The sequence below is a fragment of the Neptuniibacter sp. genome, from assembly GCF_024231755.1.
Taxonomy (GTDB): Bacteria; Pseudomonadota; Gammaproteobacteria; order Pseudomonadales; family Balneatricaceae; genus Neptuniibacter.
Genome location: NZ_JAAEQH010000270.1, coordinates 36,024 through 59,646 on the forward strand (window position 1 = coordinate 36,024; position 23,623 = coordinate 59,646).

15 protein-coding genes are annotated in these 23,623 nt (G+C 40.4%); 14 read left to right on the forward strand and 1 reads right to left on the reverse strand.

The window, feature by feature from the left end:
* Window positions 1-57 precede the first annotated feature (57 nt).
* From GY843_RS15485 to GY843_RS15550, 14 genes are all read left to right on the forward strand, one after another.
* Window positions 58-1,050 carry a serine/threonine protein kinase gene (locus tag GY843_RS15485; protein WP_297310906.1) on the forward strand — a complete coding sequence of 331 codons (993 nt, stop codon included), beginning with the start codon at window positions 58-60 and terminating at the stop codon, window positions 1,048-1,050.
* A 67-nt stretch (window positions 1,051-1,117) separates the two neighbouring features.
* Window positions 1,118-1,744: a toprim domain-containing protein gene (locus GY843_RS15490; protein WP_297310907.1), complete on the forward strand. Its 627-nt coding sequence runs from the start codon at window positions 1,118-1,120 to the stop codon at window positions 1,742-1,744.
* A gap of 121 nt (window positions 1,745-1,865) precedes the next feature.
* A complete protein-coding gene (locus tag GY843_RS15495; RefSeq protein ID WP_297310908.1) occupies window positions 1,866-4,193 on the forward strand; it encodes a hypothetical protein in 2,328 nt (775 codons plus the stop codon).
* Window positions 4,183-6,474 carry a hypothetical protein gene (locus GY843_RS15500; RefSeq protein WP_297310909.1) on the forward strand — a complete coding sequence of 764 codons (2,292 nt, stop codon included), beginning with the start codon at window positions 4,183-4,185 and terminating at the stop codon, window positions 6,472-6,474. The genes GY843_RS15495 and GY843_RS15500 overlap by 11 nt, the downstream gene beginning before the upstream one ends.
* Window positions 6,461-6,994, forward strand: coding sequence for a hypothetical protein (locus tag GY843_RS15505; RefSeq protein WP_297310911.1), 534 nt, complete (start codon window positions 6,461-6,463; stop codon window positions 6,992-6,994). The genes GY843_RS15500 and GY843_RS15505 overlap by 14 nt, the downstream gene beginning before the upstream one ends.
* A gap of 2 nt (window positions 6,995-6,996) precedes the next feature.
* Entirely contained in the window at window positions 6,997-8,379 is a 1,383-nt protein-coding gene (locus GY843_RS15510) for a site-specific integrase (RefSeq protein ID WP_297310912.1), read from the forward strand.
* 80 nt (window positions 8,380-8,459) lie between these two features.
* A complete protein-coding gene (locus GY843_RS15515) occupies window positions 8,460-10,400 on the forward strand; it encodes a DNA topoisomerase III (RefSeq protein ID WP_297310913.1) in 1,941 nt (646 codons plus the stop codon).
* A gap of 365 nt (window positions 10,401-10,765) precedes the next feature.
* Window positions 10,766-12,385, forward strand: coding sequence for an SEC-C metal-binding domain-containing protein (locus tag GY843_RS15520; protein ID WP_297310914.1), 1,620 nt, complete (start codon window positions 10,766-10,768; stop codon window positions 12,383-12,385).
* A gap of 126 nt (window positions 12,386-12,511) precedes the next feature.
* A complete protein-coding gene (locus GY843_RS15525) occupies window positions 12,512-12,703 on the forward strand; it encodes a helix-turn-helix domain-containing protein (RefSeq protein ID WP_297310915.1) in 192 nt (63 codons plus the stop codon).
* The gene (locus GY843_RS15530; protein ID WP_297310916.1) at window positions 12,700-15,465 is read left to right on the forward strand and encodes a DNA methyltransferase; all 2,766 of its coding nucleotides are present in this window, start codon (window positions 12,700-12,702) and stop codon (window positions 15,463-15,465) included. Before GY843_RS15525 ends, GY843_RS15530 begins: the two co-directional genes overlap by 4 nt.
* Before the next feature lie 2 nt (window positions 15,466-15,467).
* Window positions 15,468-17,519: a DEAD/DEAH box helicase gene (locus GY843_RS15535; protein WP_297310917.1), complete on the forward strand. Its 2,052-nt coding sequence runs from the start codon at window positions 15,468-15,470 to the stop codon at window positions 17,517-17,519.
* On the forward strand, window positions 17,512-18,696 hold the full coding sequence (locus GY843_RS15540; RefSeq protein WP_297310918.1) for a GIY-YIG nuclease family protein: 1,185 nt from the start codon (window positions 17,512-17,514) through the stop codon (window positions 18,694-18,696). Before GY843_RS15535 ends, GY843_RS15540 begins: the two co-directional genes overlap by 8 nt.
* Before the next feature lie 73 nt (window positions 18,697-18,769).
* Window positions 18,770-20,752 (forward strand): AAA family ATPase, encoded by a 1,983-nt coding sequence (locus GY843_RS15545; RefSeq protein ID WP_297310919.1) that lies wholly within the window; start codon window positions 18,770-18,772, stop codon window positions 20,750-20,752.
* Window positions 20,749-22,569 (forward strand): UvrD-helicase domain-containing protein, encoded by a 1,821-nt coding sequence (locus GY843_RS15550; protein WP_297310920.1) that lies wholly within the window; start codon window positions 20,749-20,751, stop codon window positions 22,567-22,569. Before GY843_RS15545 ends, GY843_RS15550 begins: the two co-directional genes overlap by 4 nt.
* Window positions 22,570-22,619: 50 nt before the next feature.
* Here the strand turns inward: GY843_RS15550 and GY843_RS15555 are convergent, their stop codons facing one another.
* Complete coding sequence (locus GY843_RS15555; RefSeq protein WP_297310922.1) at window positions 22,620-23,477, reverse strand: WYL domain-containing protein; 858 nt, start codon at window positions 23,475-23,477, stop codon at window positions 22,620-22,622.
* Window positions 23,478-23,623: the final 146 nt, after the last annotated feature.

Below are 23,623 nucleotides of genomic sequence, written 5' to 3' on the forward strand. Positions count from 1 at the left end.
TGAAGCTACTTTTAAATAAGCGTAGTCTGCCCATCCACTTAACTTTTTGGTGCCAACATGTCGGATTCTCAATCTCCACATCCATTTGAGCGTTTAACACCTTCCTTTTTGATGGATGCCATAGAGACCAAAGGTTTCTGGTGTGATGGTCGTACCTTCCCGTTAAACAGCTACGAAAACCGGGTGTATCAGGTTGGGATTGAAGAGAAAGAACCGGTAATTGCTAAGTTCTACCGCCCTGAGCGTTGGAGCAGAGAGCAGATCCTTGAGGAGCAGGCGTTTTGTTTCGAATTGGAAGAACAGGAACTGCCCGTAGTTACTCCACTGAAGGATGAAAGTGGCGAAACCCTGTTTGAGTATCAGGGCTTTATGTTCTCACTGTTCCCCCGCAAAGGTGGACATGCGCCGGAACTGGATAATATGGATAACCTGTTTATCCTCGGTCGTTTGCTTGGCCGGATGCACCGAGTTGGCAGCGTGAAACCTTTCCAGCACCGACCGGAGATCAATAGCCAGAATTTCGGCCATGAGAGTGCAGCCTTTATCAGTGAGCACTTTATCCCGGCAGAGTTGAAACCCGCTTACGACTCATTGACCCGAGATATTCTACAGGCAGTTGATGAGATCACAGCCAACTGTAGTAACGTCCAGAAAATACGGGTTCATGGCGATTGTCATTCCGGCAATCTGCTATGGCGTGATGATGCACCGCACTTTGTTGATTTCGACGATGCGCGTATGGCCCCGGCGATGCAGGATATCTGGATGTTGCTGTCAGGTGACCGACATGAGCAAATCGCTCAGTTGTCAGAGATTGTGGATGGCTACAATGAATTTCATGATTTCCAAAGTCGAGAGCTGCAACTGATCGAAGTGCTACGTACGCTGCGTATTATGCATTACAGTGCCTGGTTAGCACGCCGCTGGGAAGATCCCGCTTTCCCTCATAGCTTCAGTTGGTTTAATACCGTGAAATACTGGAGTGAGCATATTCTTGAACTGCGTGAGCAGATGGCGCTGTTGCAGGAATCACCGCTTACATTGATGTAGATATGATTTGTTAAGCCAGCTTAAGCTGGCTCTTGTTAGTGATACTGTTTTTATATACAGTATCGCAATGATTCTCTATATCGCTGAAAAACCAAGTCTTGGTCGTGCTATTGCCGATGTCCTGCCTAAACCTCACAAAAAAGAGGACGGTTGTATTCGTGCGGCTAACGGTGATGTAGTCAGTTGGTGCTTTGGTCACCTACTGGAGCTTGCAGAACCGGATCAGTACGATCCGCTTTATAAAGCCTGGAAGCTTGAACATCTCCCCATTATTCCTGAACAGTGGCAACTCAAACCCAAGAGCAAAACCCGTAAACAGATTGCCTTACTACGTAAATTAACCAAAGAAGCTGACCAGATTGTTCATGCCGGTGATCCGGACCGCGAAGGGCAGTTGCTGGTGGATGAGGTCATCTCTTATCTAAAGGTTCCGGATTACAAACGTAAGGCGATGAAGCGCTGTTTGATCAGTGACCTTAACCCTGCGGCAGTTAAACGGGCGATCAGCCAGTTACGGGAAAACAGAGAGTTTATTGCTTTATCAACCTCCGCTCTGGCTCGCAGCCGCGCCGATTGGTTGTACGGTATAAACCTGACCCGTGCTTTTACGCTGCAGGGAAAGAGTGCTGGATATGGAGGTGTTCTATCCGTTGGAAGGGTGCAATTTTCCTTTCTCAATCTTTTGTGTCAATAATAAATAACTACTTGTTTATTATAGTATTTGTTTGAAACTTTTGCTCGGTTTGATATTGACACTTGTCAAGGTCTTGTTGAGCTGGAGTTTTAGGTTTACTAAAAGGCAAAAGAGGAATGGTATGCTCAGAATTTCTGACTTAAGAGATTATAAAAAGCCGACGACATTGGATACGACTTTGAGAGATGCTCTACTTGAAGCGTTACAAAAAAAGAAAAGCATTGATAGATCTAAAGCAATGTCTTTTTTGTTGTACTTAGAAGTATTTCTTGACTGTTATGACCGAAAGCTATCCTTCGTCGACCTTAATCTGAATCTAAATAAATTGTTTTCAGATTTTTTTGCGTTTGTTAACTTGTATTTTGATTTATCTCTTGGTGGAAAATATTCAGTTATTTATAAGATGTCAGATGCTATCTTTATAGTATGTGATCAAAATAAAATAAAACGTCCTTTTTTAGAAACAGCATTCTCTCGTTCAATTTCACCAGGCATGAAAGGATGTATTTCTGATTTTCAACATGAAAGTTTGAATGGGGATAAAATAAAGTATTATGAGGGATGGTATGCAGAGTCCTCTGATTACATACAAGTAAAATTGTACCTGCATAGGTTTTATCTTCATTTTGGTGATTCTTTAACAGAGACTTTATTTCAGTCTATGAAGGATTACTATCGTAAATACCCCGGTTCAACAGTTAAATATAAAGCTAAAGTTTTTGTTAAGTTTTTAGATGCTTTAATCCTTCTTTTCAAAGGGGAAGGTGATTTCTATAAAGGGGGGGAGGCTAGAAATGTTACCTCAACTGTTGAGCAGATTTTTATTTTTTCAAAGTTAGATGCCAAAATGAAAGGTAATGACCTTAGGTATTTTTACAAAGAATGGGCGTCTATTGTTAAGCTTGTAAACGATATTCTTATAAGTTCAGAGATTTGGGATAAGCCTTTATACGATTTTATTGTTCCTGAATTTAAGTCTGCGTCTAAGGGATTTAAAACGCATAGAAAGCTTGTTGATGGAAATTTATACTCAAGTAAGCTAATAACAGATATACCGCTTTCATATACTGACAAAAAAGCAATGTCCAGCCTCTTGATTAGCCTTGATAATGACATATCCCATGTTGTAAATGCTGCCAGAAGGGCAGTCGATAAAATCATGCAGGGATATCATATGAGGCTTAAAAATGCAGCTGAAGGTAGCGCAAGGCCTGAGACAAAAAACCATTATAGAGATGCTAACTATGTTGATGTTTATGATGATAGGAATCAGTGCGCTAATTGGGAGAAGTATAATTATTACCTGGAACCAAATGATGTCGTTGTGAGTACTTTTCTTGGAGTTAAGGGTAAGACAGATAAGTTTGTTGATGCTTATTCTATAATTCAAAATGGTATGTTTTATCCCTTTTTATATTTGTTGATTTATGAGCATCCTATTATTACAAATTCATGGTTAGAAACTTTTCAGATTTATGATAAACACGGTAACCAAGTTGGATTCATAGAAAGTAATAATAGCTCTCTTGCAATCGGTTATAAGCCGCGCAGGTCTGCGCCTTATTCTGAGCAAAAAATAGTTCTTAATGATACTTCAAAGTATCTATTTGACTGCTTGATTAAATTAACTGGACAGGCTCGAGAATATTTGAAGAGCCATAATGATAATGCCTATAGGTATCTTCTGATATCCGGGGCTGGTCTGGGTAGGCCGGCTAAAATTAAAAACTTAAGATCGCAAAAGGTATTTGTAAACTCGTGCTTAAATAAGTTTTTATTAGAGCCATCAGACTATGCAGACATAACAAGAGCAGAGGTAATACTTTCTAATCTTACTCTACCTAAATTTAGAGCTAGTCGGGCTATTCAGATTTACATGAAAACGAATAGTATCGAAGCTATATCTGAAGCTCTAGGTCATAAAAAACCATGTCCAAGATTGCTTGAACGTTATCTACCTGATCCAGTATTAAAATATTTTCAGGATAGATGGATACGAATTTTTCAAAACGCAATTATTTATGAGGCAATGAAGGATAGTGTTTTTTTATTTGATTCGATTGATATTAGTGAGAATGATTTGGAGGAGTTCTTAAAAAATCATAGGCTTGAGCCACTTCCCAATCATATTGTAAATGGCCAATTAGAAGATTTATCTTTCCTTGAAGAAGATAGTAAAGCTAAAGATTCAAGAATAATAATACCGCTATCAGAATCATTGCTAATATCACTTAAATGTATAGTTAAATTGGTTGATGATCATAAAGACGGTATGCCTGCATTGACCAAAACTGCTTTGCAGTGGTTTAAAACGGCTAAATTTGTCAGTAAATCTCTTGAAGAATCCAAAATTGCTAAATTTGATCCTGAAATAAGTAAAATTGTTCAAGCTTCTGATGATATAGAACCGTTTGTAAGTAAGTTTAGGAGGGCTGTGTATGAGAGGTGAATATATCAATAATACACCGGCTAGTTTATTAAATGATATTGAGCTTGAGTCTTTAAAAAATCGTCTTTCTGAAATGAGCATATCAAAAAGGTCAGAACTGTTAGAAGTGCTCTCAGAGGATGAGATTTTTAGAGAAGATATAACTAAGCCGTTTTGGAACCTTTCAGAGTATTCTGATGAAATTTGGGTATGTGACCTTAAAAAGAAACAAGAATTTATAATAAATTTTCGGGTCATGCTCGATGATGGTTCACTTTTAGTGGACAAAAAAAACTATAAATTATTGCAGACATTTAAGTTCTTTCTTTGTGCTTTGACTTCTCGAAGGTACAACGGTGGAAGATATTCTAAATGGTCTAATGTCTACAGAAGATTTAAGACAGGTCTCATCATCTTGGATGCATTTCTGACTCGTTCGAAGGAGTTACGCCTTGGCTCTTATGGATTAAGCTTCACAGGTAGAAATGAAGTTCTTTCAATGATGAGTGAAATCCATAACGGGGGAGGGAGTGTTGGTGCGTACCGCGTCTTTGAAAGGTTAACAGATTTCTTAAGGCACAAGTCCCGATCTATTGAAAAATCAGAACTAGATAGGTTCATGAAAGAGTACCCAGGTATCGGATGGGTTTCAGAAGATAAATATTTAAATCTCAATTACGAAGAACTAATAAGGGCTAGGGTTTGGCTTTTAAAAAATGGTTTTTTTACCAGTCCGGAGGCAAGTGGCATATCTGGGAATCTGATAACTAAGGCTTTATACAATGAGGTTTTTAGTAATAATATTTTAACTCCATTTAACACACCAATACCGCCAGAACTTAGAATTACTCCACTAAAAAGGCAACTGACAGAGTATGATGCTGTTCCCGTTTTATCAAATTGTAATGATGATAAATTGTCAGTTAGCTCTTTAGATAAGTATGTATATGTTTTCAAAAAACTTTCCGTGTGCTCTGGAGATGGATTCAGTCAATTTTTAGATGATAATGCTTTCGACTTTACCAGTAGCGATATCATGTGTGGTGTTAATGGAGCATTGCGTGAAGGGCGCTTTAGAACGATTCCATCCACTGTTGTATTTGAGGCTATACGCAATGGGTTTGAGTTCAGTTTTAAATATGCAGATGCGATTCTCAAAGCTATTTATATGTGTTTTGAGAAATATAAATCTGAAACAGTTTCCAGCCTATGTTACGAAGATTTGAATCATCTTCTAAGTGGGAAGCTTCCAGCCTGTTTAAAAGAGTCTGGTTGTAAAAGTTACTCTGTTATCAATCATCGTAAAGGTGACTTGTCGACATTTCAAAGAATTAGAGCGAATTGGGGCTTAGTTGAGCTATATGAAGTACTTCTCGGGGCTGTCTTCGTTGTGCTAGGCAGTGTAGCTGCCCGTAGGCAAGGTGAAATAGTTGATTTGCACATTGATTCATTAGTTCCTTGTATCGATCCATATCTCCCAGAAAATCATAATACAGACTTTTACATCTCCTTTTATAACCGTAAATCTGGTGATGATACTGAACGTGAGAGGCTATCGAGGCCTATACCTAGATCCGTAGCTGGGTTGATATGGAAGCTAATAGCCTTCAAAAAGTTGCTTATTAAAAACTCATTAATTGAAGAAAACCATGGGCTTTGGTTTCTTTTAAAAAAATCAACCATAGCTGAAAAGAACTTCAACTTCGCTATGTCTAATTCATGCATTAATACTTTCTGTGACTACTTCGAAACACCAACGATACAAGGCCCAGATGGTAAGACATATCGCTATTACATTAGACAGCATCAGCTACGTCGCTTCTTTGCGATGGCTTTTTTCTGGGGCTCAGGATATGAAGGGCTTGGAACTTTAAGGTACTTTCTTGGGCATACTGATACGGAACACTTATATCGGTACATCACTGAAAATGTTCCAGGCACGGTTTTGAAGGGGGTGCAAGCTCAGCGTATTTTGTATGGTCTCAGTAATGATGATATTGAAAACACTGAAGGTCTCCGAAAGCTTTTAATGCAACGGTTTGGTGTGTCGGATGTTGAGATAAGATCTATTCAAGAGTGCATTGAATTTCTTGAGGATGATTGCAATGAAGGATTCATTGAAACAGCACCGCACATTAATGAGCTGAAACATCAGCTTGAGTCGAATATCTATCAGCTATTAGCAGAAGAAACGATAGTGCTAGAACCCCATTTTATGAAGATTGAGAATGTTGATGGTGATGTTATTAGTAAAGTTCATTTAACTTTGATCATTAAGGAAGATATGGATGAAGCAGATTGATATTCGAACCAGGTCTGTAAAGTCTTTGGAAAACCTTTTGAAGAGTAGCGTTAGTGAGCCCGGTGCGTTTACTGATAAGACAGAGTATTTAGCCGCTCTGAGATCCCAGAGAAAACTCGCAGCATACAGTGATGATGAGTTGGGTATTCAACCTTGTGCTTTGAATACACTTAAGGCACATGCAGATCATGCTTTAGATCAAGGCTATCAAGGGCTCGATCTGCTCCGAATAGCTGCAATTGAAGCTATAGAAAATGCAGTTGAAAGCCATAAGCAAAGTAACAAATCCACTAAAAGGGGGGCTTTAAACCTGCTAAAGCAGAAGGAAGCTGAATTGGATTTGTTGCGTCAGCAAAACATTCATCTGGTCTATATCTGTCAGGAATTAAAACGACTGGCACAGCTTTATGCATCTAGTGGTGATGACACACTTAAAGCTATCTGTGACAAGGATATGAAGAGAATCAATACATTACTTTCGATATCCTCGCCCATAGATGTCTCTAACGACAGAGGATAAATATGAGCAGGACTAAGCAGCTTTTAACCATAATGCCTTTAAGCACTCAGCTTCCGCATTATGTTGATAGCAGGAGCGGTGAAATTGTCTTTAGAGAGGCTTCTCACCTACCGTTTCTGTATTGGCCAAATGGTGTTCCTTGCATCGAAGCCAATGCATATATGCTTAAGTTATGGGAGAAAAACCTCAGCCGCAGGACAAGAGGGGGCACGATAGCCGCATATGCAAAAAACATATCACCTTTGATAAGGTTTTGTTTTGACAATCAGATAGGCTTTATTGGCCTAACTGATAACAGGTTTACGCAGTTTATTAACGGATTGAACGTAAAAAACCGGACCGGGAGCGTTGTTAGGACTACAAATACGATTCTCAATATTGGCCGGCGCTGTATCGACTTTCTGAATTTTGTTGGTGAGTTTCATGGACAAACGAATTTTATCGGTATTGATAAATGCTCAATTATTGTGCACAAAAAGGAGTTTAAGATACGTTCAAAGTCTGGCCTACAAAGTAAGAGCTATTGGCACCATACATCTTTCCCTCAGCCGAGCCCGATTAAAAGAAGAAGCCCTATTAGCCGTAATGTTGTTAAGAAGCTAAAGCAAGCGGCCTTACAAACAGAAGATAGGCATATCAGACTTAGAAGAAAAGTTATGGTTTATGCGTATGAGGTCACGGGTGGAAGGCGGGTAGAGATAGCCCATTTAAAAGTAGCGGATATTGTTAAAGCACTAAAGTCTGATGATAGTTCACCGTTACTTGAAATGATTACGGCAAAAAAAGGGAACGCTAGGCTGATACCTGTGCCTCGTGGTTTCCTTCAAGAGTGCCTGTTCTATATCGACTTCTCAAGAAAACGGATTCTAAGGCATACGATCGGTTTGAAAAACGATCATGGATTCCTATTAATCAATCACCAAACAGGAAAACCTTTAACACCAGAGACCATGACAGGTGAAATGAATCGTTTGTGCAAGTCAATGGAGATTGATTCTAGTCTGGGTCACGGCCATCTCTTTAGGCATGGGTATATTACAAGAATAATGGTTGATTTGATCAGTCGGCATAACATCAACAACAAAGATGAGTTTAGGCGGGCATTGCTTAATGTTGAGTCTCTTAAGCTAGAGCTCCAGCAATACACAGGTCATCGAAATACCGCTTCATTGGATACTTATATCGATTTAGCTTTTCATGAAATCACAAACTACAAAGAAACCCTAGATGCGGTGATGCTCGCGAGATCTACTGAAATGATGATTGATCAGCTTATGATGGTTACAGATGAAGCTGACTATCACGATGTTCTGACTAAGGATGCTATTGATAAAATGCAGGACATCATTTTTTCATTTCGAGAGAAAGTTTTAGTCTCGAATTAATGTTCTAAACCCTGAAATTACCAAGTCTGCATGGCGATCATGAATGCAGCAATCATCAAGCTATCGGTTAGGTTCCTAGAATGTCACGTCTTTTTATTGCAGAGAAACCAAGTCTTGCACGAGCTATTGCAGCAGCATTACCCAGTCCCCAGAAGAAGGGAGAGGGGTTTATTAAATGTAGTAATGGGGATGTCGTTACCTGGTGCATTGGTCATTTGCTAGAGCAGGTAGAGCCCGATGCCTATGATGAAAAGTACAAACGATGGAGTTTAGAAGACCTTCCAATCGTTCCCCAACAGTGGAAACTAAAGCCTCGTAAATCTGCATCAAAACAACTGACGGTTATACGAAAGCTATTAAAGGAATTTGACAGCATTGTTCATGCGGGAGATCCCGATCGTGAAGGGCAATTGTTGGTCGATGAAGTGATTGACTACTGTAAAGTCAGCAAAACTAAAAAGGATAAAATACAGAGACTCCTTATTAGTGATTTGAACTTGCCAGCAGTAAAATCGGCATTAGGTAAAATGCGAAGCAATAGAGAATTCATACCATTGTCTGTCTCTGCTTTAGCTCGTTCCAGAGCTGACTGGTTATATGGAATGAATATGTCTAGGGGCTATACGCTTCTTGGACAAAAAGCTGGTTATAAGGGAGTTCTGTCGGTTGGTCGCGTTCAATCCCCCCTGGTCGGCTTGGTTGTTCGTCGTGATGAAGAAATAGAAAATTTTGTATCGAAAGACTTTTTCACACTCGATGCAATTATTCCTTATGAATGTAGTGTTCCAGTAGATATTCATGCTCGATGGCAACCTAGTGAGGCCTGTCAGCCATGGCAGGATGAAGAAGGAAGAGTTCTTAGTCGAAAGCTTGTTGAAAATGTCGCTTCTCGTATAACCGGTCAACCAGCTTTAGTTATATCGTCAGAGCAAAAGCAAAGTAAGCAAGCTGCTCCTCTACCTTATTCGTTATCCTCATTACAGATTGATGCTGCAAAACGCTTCGGAATGAGCGCTCAACAGGTCTTAGATACATGCCAGTCACTGTATGAAAAGCATAAGCTGATTACCTATCCTCGTTCAGATAGTCGTTACTTGCCAGCAGATCATTTTAACCAGGCAGAAGCTGTGTTAAGTGCAATATCTGCTAATGATCAAACTTTGAGCTCAGTTGTTATGGGGGCTGATAGAAGCCTTAAATCAAAAGCATGGAATGATAAAAAGGTTGATGCTCACCATGCGATCATTCCAACGCCTAAAAAGCAACCTGTAGTCGGATTATCGTCCAACGAATTAAAAATCTACCAACAAATAGCTCGCCAATACATTTTGCAATTCTACTCTGCGGCAATATATGCAGATTCGAAGCTAGAGTTTGATATCGCGGGTGGGCGCTTTGTTGCGAAAGGTCGTGTGTTAGTTGAGCCTGGCTGGAAAGTGGTCATAGGTAAAGATGGTCAGGATAAAGAGCTTAGTAATGTTCCAGCAGTAGCTAAAGGGACTGAGCTCGTTTGTCGTGAAGGCCAGATTAAAGATAGAAAAACAGAGCCGCCGAAACACTTTACTGAAGCGACACTATTACAAGCAATGACCGGAATTTCCAAGTTTGTGGCAGATGGAAGCCTGAGGAAAATCCTTAAAGATACTGATGGGCTGGGAACGGAAGCAACTAGAGCTGGGATTATTGAAACCCTATTTAAAAGAAAGTTGCTTGCCCGATCAGGGAAATCGATCGTTAGTACCCCTGCGGCAAGAGGTCTTATTAAAGCGTTACCGTCTGAATCAACATACCCAGACATGACAGCGCAATGGGAACATCAGTTACAAGCTATGGCTGAAAAGACTCATGCCTATCAGCCTTTTATGGCAGAGCTAGAGGGCAGGGTTAGAGCTATTGTCGATCATATAAAAGGAAGTGAGATACCGGAATCGCTACGTCATTTGCCTCCGGTTGAGCCTAGAAGCTTTAAGAGAAAAAGGCGATCTACGAGAAAAACAAAGAAATCATCAATAAAACAGTAGGTTATACTGCGTTGCTTTGTTTTATAGATGCGCTGGATAAATAAATGGAGTTATTATGTGGTATATCATTTCTTTGCATTCAGAGCCCCTATTTTACAAGGGGATCACGAATGAGTTTGTAAAAGTCTGTGGCCTCGAATATACAGACAGATGCATAGTAAACGGTAAAGAGTTTCACTTTTCACCGCCTATGATTGCTAGCTCGATCCAAGCCGATGGTGTGCTAACCCAAAATTCCATTCAAGGATTCGCCACAAAGATTGATGCGAGAGAATTTGCTAAGAGTAAAAAGCTAACCTCTTTCAAGTATCTGAATACAAAACAGAATCATCCAAAACATATTCGCTGAAGAAAGGATTCTTTTAATGATGCTAACTGATGCACAATTGGTTGCTGCGTATATCCCCGAAGGTAAAGAACAATACTTATACGCCAAAGGGGTTTATTCGATTGCGCCTAAAGCTTCTCTTACAGAGCTTAGAGGCCTTCTACATCTGCTCATCAGACAACTCGGTGAACACATCGGTATAGAGGAGTTAGCGCAAAAATTGGGGGAAAATATATCTATTCTCCGTAAGAGCCGTCTAGTCAATCCTGCTATCACCGATATGATTTATGACATCAAGAAAAGAGGAGATCAGGCCGCACATCCTGAGACCTTCACCCATATGAGTCATGATGATTTTGTCGAGTCGGCGAAAGATGCGCTTAACTCGTTTTGTGAATTGATAGCTCTGATACGGTTGTCAGTGTTGGGTGTCACAGAAAATGAGTTTGAGTTCATCATTGATGATGCGTCTGAATTAAGAGAATTAACTTATGCTGCCCTTTTCACTGATGATTGCCAAGCTAAGTTTAGAGTTGCCAAAGCGCTCATAGAGCATGAAACAAAGAAGATCTTGGAGGCTAATTCTTCGGTCATATATTTGAGTAATAGTAAAAGCGATGTTTATTTGGGGCTTATGAAGGAAGCGGCTTATGGCGGGTGCCCTGAAGCTAAATTAGATATGGGGCTTATTCTTTTGCATGGGGTCGATTTGCTAGGAATAGATCCATCTGATGATGCAGGGAGAATCTTCATGTTTCTCCGGGAAGCTTCACTGACACTGCCAGAAGCAAAAGCTGTTTATGCCTTGGAGCTTATGAATGTGAAGAGGCATGGCTATGATGATGAAGATACTGTTCACGATGCTATTGAGTTGCTTGTAGAAGCCGCAGAAGATGAAAGCCCGGATGCGCTTTATGCACTTGCTGAGTTTTATTCCGAAGGAAGACATGTTCAAAAAGACGCTGGCCTGGCTATGTCATATCTGGAAAAAGCAGTCTCATTGGGCTTTCCAAATGCGCAGTACAAAGTAGCTACTTTACTGGTAGAAAACCATCAACATGACGAAGCTATCAGTTATTTTGATAAAGCTATCGACCAAGGTTTTGCTGAAGCTGCAGTTGCTAAAGGAGAGTTATTTTTCGAATTAGGTAATTTCGAAGAAGCTTCAGACGCTTATGCAATCTATGTCACTGCGCCGTATGTTGATAAACCAGAGTGTAAAATTTTGGTTCAACTTAAGATCTATGAATGCCTGATAAAATTAGCTGGGAATGATCTATTAAAACTGCAAGATATTCTCTACAAAGTTGTTATGACTATGGGAGGCGGGGATTATTCTAAATCTGACTATAAGGTTGCTGAGGGCATCTGCAAGCCGGTATTGAAGAAGTTGCGGGGTAAGTTCCAGCCAGTGAATGAGGATCAAACATTAGCACTTATGTTTTCGTTCAAAAAAGATGGCAGCTTGCGAAGGTTAACTGAAACCTTTGAGCTCATGGATGATCTGGCAGGTCTATCAGGGGGGGGCAGGTTGCCAAAGGATATCTACCCCCTAATAAATAAGGCAAAAAATATTGCAGTTTCCAAAGCCCGCCCTGGAAGAAATGAGCCTTGTACCTGTGGATCTGGTAAGAAGTATAAGCTCTGTTGTGGCTAAATTTTCATCTCAGAAATTTACTTAGAATCAACAAGCTTACTTGAATCTGGTTGATGACCTAAAGTGCTTGTTGATTCCTCGATTTTCCCATATTCTCCTGTTTTTATGCCTATGATCGGGTGCCGTGTGACGGATCAAATTCTTACCTTGAAAGAGGTTGCTGACTATTTGAAGTTAGCTGAAAAAACAGCCTATAAACTTGCAGCAGCTGGTCAATTACCTGGCTTTAAGGTGGGTGGGAGTTGGCGTTTCAAGCAAACTGATATTGAGCAATGGATAGAGGATCAGAAGCAGATAGAAAAGGATAAGAAGTCTTGAACGCAGTTGAGATTGAAGAGGCGATTTCGCAGTTAGCTGAACAGCCATTTGATGCTGATAACTTTCCTTATGCTTTTTTAGAAGCGTTTGGCAACAAAGCTACCACAATTAAGCGCCTAAAAAGTGGATCTACGAACTCATCTGACATTGATCGCGGGGTATTACAGCGAAACAATGTTCATATCGCTGTTTGTGAACACGGAGAAGTATCGGAAACCCTTGAGAAGCTCAAATGCAGCCCTGCGACAGTCAAAGGCAAAGTGAAATTTGTTGTAGCAACAGACGGCGAATCATTTGAAGCTGAAGATCTTACATCGGACGAAGCTCCTGTTATCTGTAGTTATAAAGAATTCCCAGACCATTTTGGTTACTTCTTATCCTTAGCTGGAATTACTACAGTAAAGCAGATTCGTGAAAGCTCTTTCGATATCAAAGCCACGGGTCGATTGAATCGATTGTATGTAGAGCTGTTAAAAGATAATCCTGAATGGGGAACAGCTGAACGACGCCATGATATGAACCATTTCATGGCAAGGCTGATCTTTTGTTTCTTTGCAGAAGATACTGATATCTTTGATGGTACAGGGTTATTTACCAAGACAATTGAGCAGATGAGTGAGCGAGACTCATCAAATACCCACGAAGTAATGAGTATCGTTTTCCAGGCGATGGATACTTCGATTGCGGATCGCGTAAACTCTAAGTTTCCGCGCTGGGCTGACCTATTCCCTTATGTAAACGGTGGCCTTTTTGCTGGAAATACTGATGTTCCTCGTTTTAGCAAAATTGCCCGTTCATATCTCATCCACATTGGAAACTTAGATTGGACCAAGATAAATCCTGACATCTTTGGATCAATGATCCAGGCAGTTACCGACGAAGAGGAACGAGGCGCTTTAGGTCTGCACTACACATCAGTACCGAATATCCTAAAAGTACTGAATCCTTTGTTTTTAGATGATCTGCGTGTCAGTCTCGAAGAGGCCGGAAACAATGCCAGGATGCTTTTGAATCTTCGCAAAAGGATGTCGAAGATTCGTGTTTTTGATCCAGCATGTGGATCAGGAAATTTTTTGGTTATTGCATACAAAGAGATGCGCGATATCGAGGCTGAAATTAACAAGCGTCGAGGTGAAAAGGATCGTAAAACAGATATACCTCTTACAAACTTCCGAGGAATTGAGTTACGAGAATTCCCCGCTGAAATTGCGCGCTTGGCACTCATCATTGCTGAGTATCAATGTGATGTGCACTATCGTGGCCAACAAGAAGCTCTAGCTGAATTCTTACCGCTTGATGCAATGAACTGGATCATTTGTGGAAATGCCTTACGTTTGGATTGGCAAAGTGTATGTCCGCCGACAGGGAGCGGAGTGAAGTTACATGCAAATGATCTATTTGATACTCCTTTAGATCAGGCTGAAATTGATTTTGAAAATGAAGGGGGGGAAACATATATTTGTGGAAATCCCCCTTACAAAGGGAGCCAGACACAATCGAAGGAACAGAAAAGCGATCTTGCATTAGTTTTCGATGAAATGAATATTTCATCGAAACAAATTGATTATGTAGGCGGTTGGTTCATGAAGGCTGCCAAATACTCAAAAAAATCGAAAGCAGATATTGCATTTGTTAGTACAAATTCCGTTTGCCAAGGGCGTATCGTTCCTCTTCTTTGGCCTAAAATCTTTGAGCTTGGGGTATCAATTAGTTTTGCTCACACTTCTTTTAAATGGGCCAATCTGGCAAGCCACAATGCTGGTGTAATGGTAGCAATTGTTGGACTAACACGTTCTGAAGAAAAAAAACGTTTCTTGTATGAATTGAATGATCAGGGAGAGACAGTCTCTAGATCTGCTAAAAATATTACTCCATACCTTACGTCAGGAACGAATGTAATTGTTGATGCTCAGCGAAAAAGTATATCGGGATTGATGAATATGTCTTTCGGCAACATGCCTGTTGATGGTGGTAACCTACTTTTAAGCGATGTCGATTTAAAAGAAATGAATTTATCTGTAGAACAAAAAAAATCCTTCATTCGTCGTATTTATGGCTCGGCAGAATTTATTAGAGGTAAGACTCGATACTGCATTTGGATTGATGATGATGCAGTAGATGAGGCGCTTGAAGTTGATACGATTAGAAAGCGTGTTGACGCTGTCAAAACAATGAGGTTGGCTAGCAAAGATTCAGGAACTAGAGAAATGGCCTTAAGGCCTCATCAATTTAGAGAAATGAATGAAGCTCAGAGTCATACACTCATACTTCCTGGTGTGTCATCTGAAAATCGAGAGTATTTGCCTGTAGGAATAATTGATCAAAAGTCAGCAGTAACGAATCTCGCATTTGCAATTTTTGATGCACCACTATGGTGTATGTCGCTTATTGCTTCAAAACTTCATCTGATATGGGTTGCGACTGTTTGTGGGAAGTTAAAAACTGATTACAGATATTCGAATACGCTAGGGTGGAATACATTTCCTGTCATCAAACTGACTGAAAAGAATAAAGAAGATCTCACGCGGTGCGCACAAGATATACTTCTTGCTCGTGAAGTCCATTTCCCAGAAACAATTGCTGACTTGTACGACCCAGAAAAAATGCCGGAAAATTTGCGAAGAGCTCATGAGCGAAATGATGAGGTTCTTGAGCGAATATATATCGGTCGGCGCTTTAAGAACGATACAGAGCGCTTAGAAAAGCTTTTTGAGCTGTATACCAAAATGACCAAAACAGATAACAAGACAAAGGATGCCTAACTATGACGGATCATAAATCAATACCATCGGTTTCGGTCAATTATGCAAGCAATGGTAGCTCCAAGAAATCTAATGAGCTTGGCATGCGTGTTATGCAGGAGCGGGCCTATGAGAAACGTGGCGAGCAGTACTTATTAATTAAGTCGCCTCCTGCTTCAGGTAAGAGCCGAGCTTTGATGTTTATTGCCTTGGATAAGCTGCATAACCAGAATGTTCGAAAGGCAATCATAGCGGTTCCTGAGAAGTCTATAGGTTCTAGCTTTAACGATGAACCTTTGAAAGATTTTGGATTCCATTGGAATTGGGAAGTCGTACCCAAATGGAATCTTTGCAATGCGCCTGGAGAGGACGGGGGAAAGGTTAATTCTGTTAAGGCTTTTTTAGATAGTGATGACCAGGTACTGGTTTGTACTCATGCTACATTCCGCTTTGCAGTTGACCGCTTTGGTATCTCAGAATTTGATGATTGTCTGGTAGCTATTGATGAATTCCATCATGTAAGTGCTAATCCAGATAATAAACTGGGGGCTCATTTAGGGGAGTTTATAGCAAGGGATAAAGTTCATATCGTCGCTATGACGGGTTCTTATTTCAGGGGGGATGCGGAAGCAGTATTGTCACCCGAGGATGAATCAAACTTCGAAACTGTCACATATACGTACTATGAGCAGTTGAACGGCTATGAATATCTTAAAGCGTTGGATATAGGTTATTACTTTTATTCAAGCGGTGACTATACCAATGAGATCTGCGAAGTCCTTGATCCCACTGAGAAAACAATCGTGCATATCCCTCATCCTGCTTCGCGGGAAAGCCAAAAGGATAAATACAGTGAAGTAGAGCGCATTTTTCAGGCCCTAGGTGAATGGGAAGGCACAGATGATACGACTGGTTTTCAACTAATTCGGACGTCACAAGGGGCATTAATCAGAGTTGCTGATTTGGTGGATGACGATGCTAAACGAGACAAAGTATCTGCAGCCTTGAAAAGTCCGGAGGCAAAAAGTAACCGAGATTATGTAGATGTCATCATAGCCTTAGGTATGGCAAAAGAAGGATTTGATTGGGTTTGGTGTGAGCATGCTTTGACAGTTGGATATCGTTCTAGTCTAACTGAAATAATTCAAATTATTGGGCGCGCTACCAGGGATGCTGAAGGCAAAACACGAGCCAGATTTACTAACTTGATAGCAGAACCTGACGCTTCTGAAGAGGCGGTTACTGATGCAGTTAACGATACTTTAAAAGCTATAGCTGCCAGCTTGTTAATGGAGCAAGTTCTAACTCCAAAATTCAATTTCACACCTAAAACTCCAACCAGTGGTCCTCAAGAAGGCTTTGACTATGGGGAGAGTGGTTATGACCCGAATGGAAATAATGTTGGTGTTAATGAGACAACAGGTGAATTTCACGTAGAAGTTAAAGGCTTAACAGAGCCTCAAAGTGATCAGGCTAAACGGATTTGTCAGGAAGACCTAAACGAGGTCGTGACCGCATTTGTTCAGGATAAAAGCTCTTTAGAGCGTGGACTGTTTGATGACGAGATGGTTCCAGAAGAGCTCACACAAATCAGAATGGGCAAAATTGTTAAAGATAAGTATCCAGATCTGGATGAAGAGGATCTGGAAGCGATTCGGCAGCATGCAATTGCTGCGATGAATATCACCCAACAGGCAAAAGATTTTGCCAATCGTGATGATGAAGGTAGTTCTTCCCCAAATACTGCTTTTATCGATGGGGTGAAGAAGTTTGCTATGGATGTGCAAGAGCTTGATATAGATCTGATAGATCGGATTAACCCATTTAGCGAAGCTTATGCGATTCTTGCTAAATCAATGGGGGAAGATAGCCTTAAGCAGGTAGCAGCAGTAATTAATGCTAAAAAAGCGACTTTAACTGAAGAAGATGCCCGCGAATTGGCCAAGCGAGCTATTCAATTCAAGCATGAGCGAAATAGATTACCAGAACTGACAGCCGCTGATCCCTGGGAGCGCCGCATGGCTGAAGGTATTGCTTTCCTTCAACGTAAGGTGATGGAGGAAGCCAATGTCTGAACAGTCGAATCAAGAGCTTCTGGCAGCATTGGGTGTTGAGGTTAAGAAAGAGAAGAAAGCGAAATTAACTCCACGAGAAGAACGAATTATTGCTGGCTTTGAGGAAATTCAGAGGTTTGTTGATGAAAATGGTCGAGCGCCGTTGCATGGAGAAGATAGAGATATATTTGAACGTATCTATGCAACACGTTTAGATCAGATCAAATCCCAAGAAGACTGCCGTTCCCTTGTAATTGAAATGGATCACCAAGGGCTTTTATCCGGTGAAATGGGGGCTATTGAGTTAGCTGATGATATCGATAGCGATGAGGCTTTATTGGCTGAGTTAGGTATCGAGGCGCCGAAGGAAGGGGATGTTACTTTCCTTAAGCATGTGAAAACGCGTGCTGAGAAAAAGGCTGCAGAAGAGATCGCTAGTAGAGATCCATGTGAAGACTTTGAGGAATTTAAGCCTCTATTTGATCAGGTTCAAAGCGAACTGAAAGCAGGGACAAGAGAAGCCAAATTACTGATAAAGAATCCTCAGATTAACCGGGGGGATTGGTTCATCTTATATGGTCAAAAAGCTTATGTCGCTGAAGTCAGCGAGCAACGTATACATGGATTTGATAAAAATGATTACCGATTGAGAGTGATCTACGACAACGGTACTGAAAGTGATTTATTGCTTCGTTCTTTACAGCGAGTACTGGATAAAGATGAGTCTGGTAGACGTATTATTGAGCTTTCAGCAGGCCCTCTATTTGATGATATTGCGAGTGATGATGATTTGGAAAGTGGCACTGTTTATGTGCTTAGAAGCCTGTCAGAACATCCTATGATTGCGTCTAATAGAGATGTAATCCACAAGATAGGTGTCACTGGTGGAACAGTAGAAAAGCGGATAGCTAACGCCAAGTTAGACCCTACTTTCCTGATGGCGGATGTCGAAGTGGTGGCAACTTATCAGCTATTCAATATAAACAGAACCAAGTTAGAAAAACTCATCCATCGTTTTTTTGAAGAGGCTAAGTTGGATATCGAAATCAAAGATCGGTTTGGTAATCCGGTAGCTCCCCAAGAATGGTTTTTGGTGCCTGTTACTGTAATTGATGAAGCTGTAGCAAAGATCACGGATCAATCTATTTCGAATTTTAAGTATGATCCAGAAAGCGCTTCGATTGTTACTGTAAGTTGATGGTTATTTAATTTGAACTCAAACAGGGTTGAATCTCAGCCCTTATGGAAAGTTAGATTAACAAGGATGATTAATGAAAATTGTTCATGCTCGAGTAAAAAACTTTAGACTCCTAAAAGATGTCAGTCTGACCCTAGACAGCCGCACGACCCTAATTGTTGGACGAAACAATACCGGTAAAACATCACTTGCTGAAGTGTTCCGAAGCTTCATATCGTCTAATGCTCCAAAGGTACGTTATGAGGACTTTAATCAAGCGTGTCTTCATGAATTTGAAAATGCGTTGAATGCGTTTGAGGCAGAGGGCGATGAAGTAGCCGTTCGCCCCTTGATTCCGACCATTGAGTTAGAGTTATTACTAAACTATCAAGATAACGCAGATGAATATGGTGTGTTGAGTGATTTTATTGTTGATCTAGATGATGAGTTATACGAAACAAAAGTATTAATCTCCTATCAACTACGAGATGGAATGGTCAAAGATTTTTTCCATTCTCTGGATGCTGGAAACCGTCGGAAGTACTTCTCTGATTTAAGGGACCACATTAGTAAATACTTCGAAGTGGCTGTATATGCGATCGAACCAACTAATCTGGAAAACAAGGTAAGAGTTGAGCTTTCAGCCCTAAAGAGACTAGTTATTTCTGGTCTGATTAATGCGCAAAGAGGCCTAGATGATGAATCGCATAGTGAAAGGGATGTTCTAGGTAAATCATTGGGGAAGCTATTCAATAGTTCAAATAGTGTAGGTGCTCCAGACGCATTTAAGGCTAAATCAGAAGAAGTCAATCAAGTTGTTGAGGCCCTTCAGGATAGGGTAGATACAGATTTTCAGGATAAGGTCAAAGAACTCTTGCCCAAACTGGCAATTTTTGGTTATCCAGGCTTAGGTGACAATGAGTTAACGGCGGCCACTGAACTTAACGTTAAATCCCTTTTGGAAAGTCATACAAGGGTCTTTTACCAGGGGGAGGATCATTTCATCCTACCTGAAACCTACAATGGTTTAGGAATTAGGAATCTAATATTTATCTTATTTCGAATCTATGAATTTTTTCGAGAATTCCAGTCTCAATCAGTGCCACCTAAAGGTCACTTAATATTTATTGAAGAGCCTGAAGCTCACTTACACCCCCAAATGCAAGAAGTGTTTATTAGGCAACTTGAGGAAATTGTTAGTGAATTTCAAAATCAGCTAAATGATGGGAAGTCGTGGCCAGTTCAGTTTGTTGTGAGCACGCATTCTTCTAACATCGCTAATGAGGCAGATTTCAGTAAAGTTAGATATTTTTTATCGAAAGATAATAAACAGACCAAAGTCAAAGACTTGGGTGAGGAGTTCAAGGGAGAAGAGGTAAAGGCGGATAAAGAGTTTTTACATAAGTATCTTACTCTTACAAAGTGCGATCTATATTTTGCTGATCGGGCAATACTTATCGAAGGTGCCACTGAAAGAATTCTCTTGCCAGAGATGATTCGGAAGGTCGATCAGGAAAAGAATTGTGGTTTGAGAAGTAAGTATATGTCTGTCGTAGAGGTTGGTGGTGCTTATGCTCATCACTTTTACAAATTTATTGATTTTCTTGAGCTTAAAACGCTATTTATAACAGACTTGGATTCTGTAAACGGAGCTCACAACTCCTCTTCAATAGTTTCCGAAGGCTTAAAAACCAGTAATGTAGGGCTATCCGGCTGGTATGGCATTGAGGGATATGCAGAGCTCGGTGAAATTCTTGGCAAAGATGAAGGCTTTAAAATAGATGGATGCCGAAGAATAGCGTTTCAAGTATCAGACAGAGATGATTCTTTATGTGGCCGTAGCTTTGAAGATGCATTTATTATGGCCAATCCCGGTCTTTTCGACATAGGAGATCTAAGCGGCGTAGCCTTAGAAAAAGAAGTTTTTGAAAAGGCCAAAAGTATTGGTACTGGCAGTAAGGCAAACTTCGCAATCGAATATTCCGTAGATAAAACAGAATGGATTGTTCCTAAATACATAGTAGAGGGACTAGAGTGGTTATCAACGGAAGCAGTGGTTGAGGAGGTGCAACAATGACTCAGCCAAGCCCAGCGGAACAAGCATCAATAGAAGCACTTCAACAGCTAAGAGAATGTATAGATGAAAACCTCTGTTTCCGACTAGAAGCGGGTGCAGGGGCGGGAAAAACATACTCACTTATAGAAACGATAAGGTATTTGATATCAAGCAGCGCGGAAGAATTGCTGCGAAATAGGCAACGCATAGCATGCATAACATATACAAATGTTGCAAAAGAAGAGATCGAAAACCGAACTGATCATCATCCAGTAATTGCGGCTGATACGATTCATGCTTTCTGTTGGAGTATTTTGCATGTATTTCAGACTAAGCTAAGAGAATACATACCTGAAATCAGTGAGAAATGGGCAAAAAGGGTTGAAGAGTTTGGCGGTATTACTGATCAACCAGTCAAATATGACCTAGGTTTTCCTAATATTACAGAGCATGAGATTACCCTACATCATGATGATGTGGTTGCTCTAATGGCTCGTATGCTGACAAATTCTAAGTTCCAGAAGCTCGTTAGGAATGAATTTCCAATAATACTAATCGACGAATATCAGGATACGGATGTTCAACTCGCTGAAAGCATCGTTTCTAATCTCATTGATAATGACTCTGGTGTTGTAGTCGGACTCTTTGGTGATCACTGGCAGAAAATCTATGGTTCATCTGCTTGTGGCCTGATAGCAAGCCAAGAAAATAAAATAATTGAAATAGGTAAGAAAGCTAATTTTCGATCTGATAAGAATATCGTCGGTTGCTTAAATCGTATGAGGCCTGAATTGCCACAGGCGGAAGCTGATCCTGGTTCTATCGGAGATATAAAGGTTTTTCATTCTAATGAATGGGATGGTGACAGGAGAACAGGGGGGCATTGGAAGGGCGACCTACCTGAGGAAGATGTAAAAGCCCATATAGAAAAAGCCAAAGAGCTGTTAGTTCAAGAGGGCTTATCGCTGTCTCCTGAAAGAACTAAGGTTTTGTTCCTCACAAACAATCTAATAGCTAGTGAGCAGAGCTTTAATACTCTTGCATCATGCTTTCGATTCACAGATGACTATTTGAAAAAAAATGACAAATTCATCCAGTTCTTTCTTGAGGTGATAGAACCAGTAGTTTCAGCTTTTAATGATCGAAAATATGGAGAGTTGCTCCAACTATGCAATAAAAATCATCCACATTTGAAGTGCCAGGAAGACAAAAAGAATTGGTTGGTCAATTTAGGTAAGCTTCTTGAGACACAACAGAATTCTTCAATTGGTGATGTGTTAGACCTGCTGATGGAGACAAAAATACCCCGATTGCCCTCTAAGTTAGAGCAGATATTGGTACGTTTTGCACTGCTTGAGCAAAAGAATGTAGATGAATGTTCAGATGATGATACAAAGTTTATTGAAAAACTTCGTGCTTTTAGAAGTGTTGATTATTCAGAGGTTCGTAATCTAGCCGAGTACATTGATTCAAAAACACCGTTCTCGACAAAGCATGGTGTCAAGGGAGCACAGTTTGATAATGTGTTAGTTGTTTTTGGGCGTGGCTGGAACCATTACAACTGGAATCAAATGCTAGAGTGGATGGAAGATGGATATCCAGCAGGAAAACAGGATACATTCGAACGAAATAGAAACTTGTTTTATGTAAGCTGCTCTCGTGCTAAGCATAGCTTGACCTTGTTATTTACGCAGGAGCTCAGCGAAAAATCTTTGTCCGTACTCAGCCAAATTTTTGGTGAAGAGAACATATTGGGTAATCCTTTCGCACCTAAGAGGGAGCTGTCTTATATTGAAAGAAATGATCCATTCAATGAGGGGTTTAATAGGGAGCTTTAGCTGCAGTAGATAGAGTTGTTTGGCTTCATTGTTAGTGTATAGGGAATACTCTATTTTGTTTTTTCATTGAACGTTAGAGCTTCAATGTCAGGCCAGTTTCTTACTAATAGCGGATAACTCCAGGGGCTTTTTTCTGCCTGTTCTAACTGCTCTTTAGAATTCGGAAGAAAATTCCCTTGTAAGAAATAATGTACTAGGGCTGCTCTTACTTTCACAGGGCCTAACTTATCCAGCTGATACTCCCTCGCAATCAATCTTTTTCCATCAATTGAAAGCTTTGGATTTGGTATTAAATCGATATCAATCCAAGTCTCCCATTTTTTATCTATTGGTAGTTTGGGCTGATCTCGAAGAATCTTAGGTACGGTAAGAATCCGAGAAAGAACAAAGTCTCTGTACTCATTCCGTTCACTACACCAAGCACGCAAATGTAGCCTATTGTCTACATAAACAATTGCAGAGGGTACGAGAGTCCTTTTTGTACCTATAGGATTAGATGCGGACGCATAGATAGCCTCAAATGATGATTTGTATTCGAGAGCAGTTAACACCGCAGGTAGAACGCCCTCTAAGATAGGGCGAGCAAGAACTGCGACAGCATCAAGCTCAACTGTGTATTGTTCTTGATTGCTAATAATAGATAAAAGTTCATGTGGTTCGGTGACAGCAAACAAGGGTGAAAAGGATCTGCTAGGGCGATAGCACTGATCAGCAGGATTATATGCTGGCACATTATCTGGAGCTAGCAGGCGATACATTTTGATGTCACGGCTAGCTTGATTTCGGCTTATATCGAATGCTTCTTGAACCATGGATAAGGTCAGTCGTCTACCCCAGAGGAGTTGACGCTCCATGAAATGAAATCGCTGTTGTTGGCTCCAGCCTAAATTAGAAATTTCTTTGTTCATTCAGCTTCTGCTCCAAGCTAAAACTAGATTATGAGACTCAAAAAGTTTTGAGAAGTATCAAGTTAGTGAAAGGTATTCTCTAACAACAAAAAGATACATGCAACAAAATGTTGCATGTATCGCTTGTCTTGTTGATAATGTCTCTA

Excerpts from the sequence above, each read along its gene's own strand:
- GY843_RS15500 (WP_297310909.1), top strand. The coding sequence starts at position 4,183 with ATGAGAGGTGAATATATCAATAATACACCGGCTAGTTTATTAAATGAT.
- GY843_RS15490 (WP_297310907.1), top strand. The coding sequence starts at position 1,118 with ATGATTCTCTATATCGCTGAAAAACCAAGTCTTGGTCGTGCTATTGCC.
- GY843_RS15495 (WP_297310908.1), top strand. The coding sequence starts at position 1,866 with ATGCTCAGAATTTCTGACTTAAGAGATTATAAAAAGCCGACGACATTG.
- GY843_RS15540 (WP_297310918.1), top strand. The coding sequence starts at position 17,512 with ATGTCTGAACAGTCGAATCAAGAGCTTCTGGCAGCATTGGGTGTTGAG.
- GY843_RS15505 (WP_297310911.1), top strand. The coding sequence starts at position 6,461 with ATGAAGCAGATTGATATTCGAACCAGGTCTGTAAAGTCTTTGGAAAAC.
- GY843_RS15555 (WP_297310922.1), bottom strand. The coding sequence starts at position 23,477 with ATGAACAAAGAAATTTCTAATTTAGGCTGGAGCCAACAACAGCGATTT.
- GY843_RS15515 (WP_297310913.1), top strand. The coding sequence starts at position 8,460 with ATGTCACGTCTTTTTATTGCAGAGAAACCAAGTCTTGCACGAGCTATT.
- GY843_RS15545 (WP_297310919.1), top strand. The coding sequence starts at position 18,770 with ATGAAAATTGTTCATGCTCGAGTAAAAAACTTTAGACTCCTAAAAGAT.
- GY843_RS15485 (WP_297310906.1), top strand. The coding sequence starts at position 58 with ATGTCGGATTCTCAATCTCCACATCCATTTGAGCGTTTAACACCTTCC.
- GY843_RS15520 (WP_297310914.1), top strand. The coding sequence starts at position 10,766 with ATGATGCTAACTGATGCACAATTGGTTGCTGCGTATATCCCCGAAGGT.
- GY843_RS15510 (WP_297310912.1), top strand. The coding sequence starts at position 6,997 with ATGAGCAGGACTAAGCAGCTTTTAACCATAATGCCTTTAAGCACTCAG.
- GY843_RS15550 (WP_297310920.1), top strand. The coding sequence starts at position 20,749 with ATGACTCAGCCAAGCCCAGCGGAACAAGCATCAATAGAAGCACTTCAA.
- GY843_RS15535 (WP_297310917.1), top strand. The coding sequence starts at position 15,468 with ATGACGGATCATAAATCAATACCATCGGTTTCGGTCAATTATGCAAGC.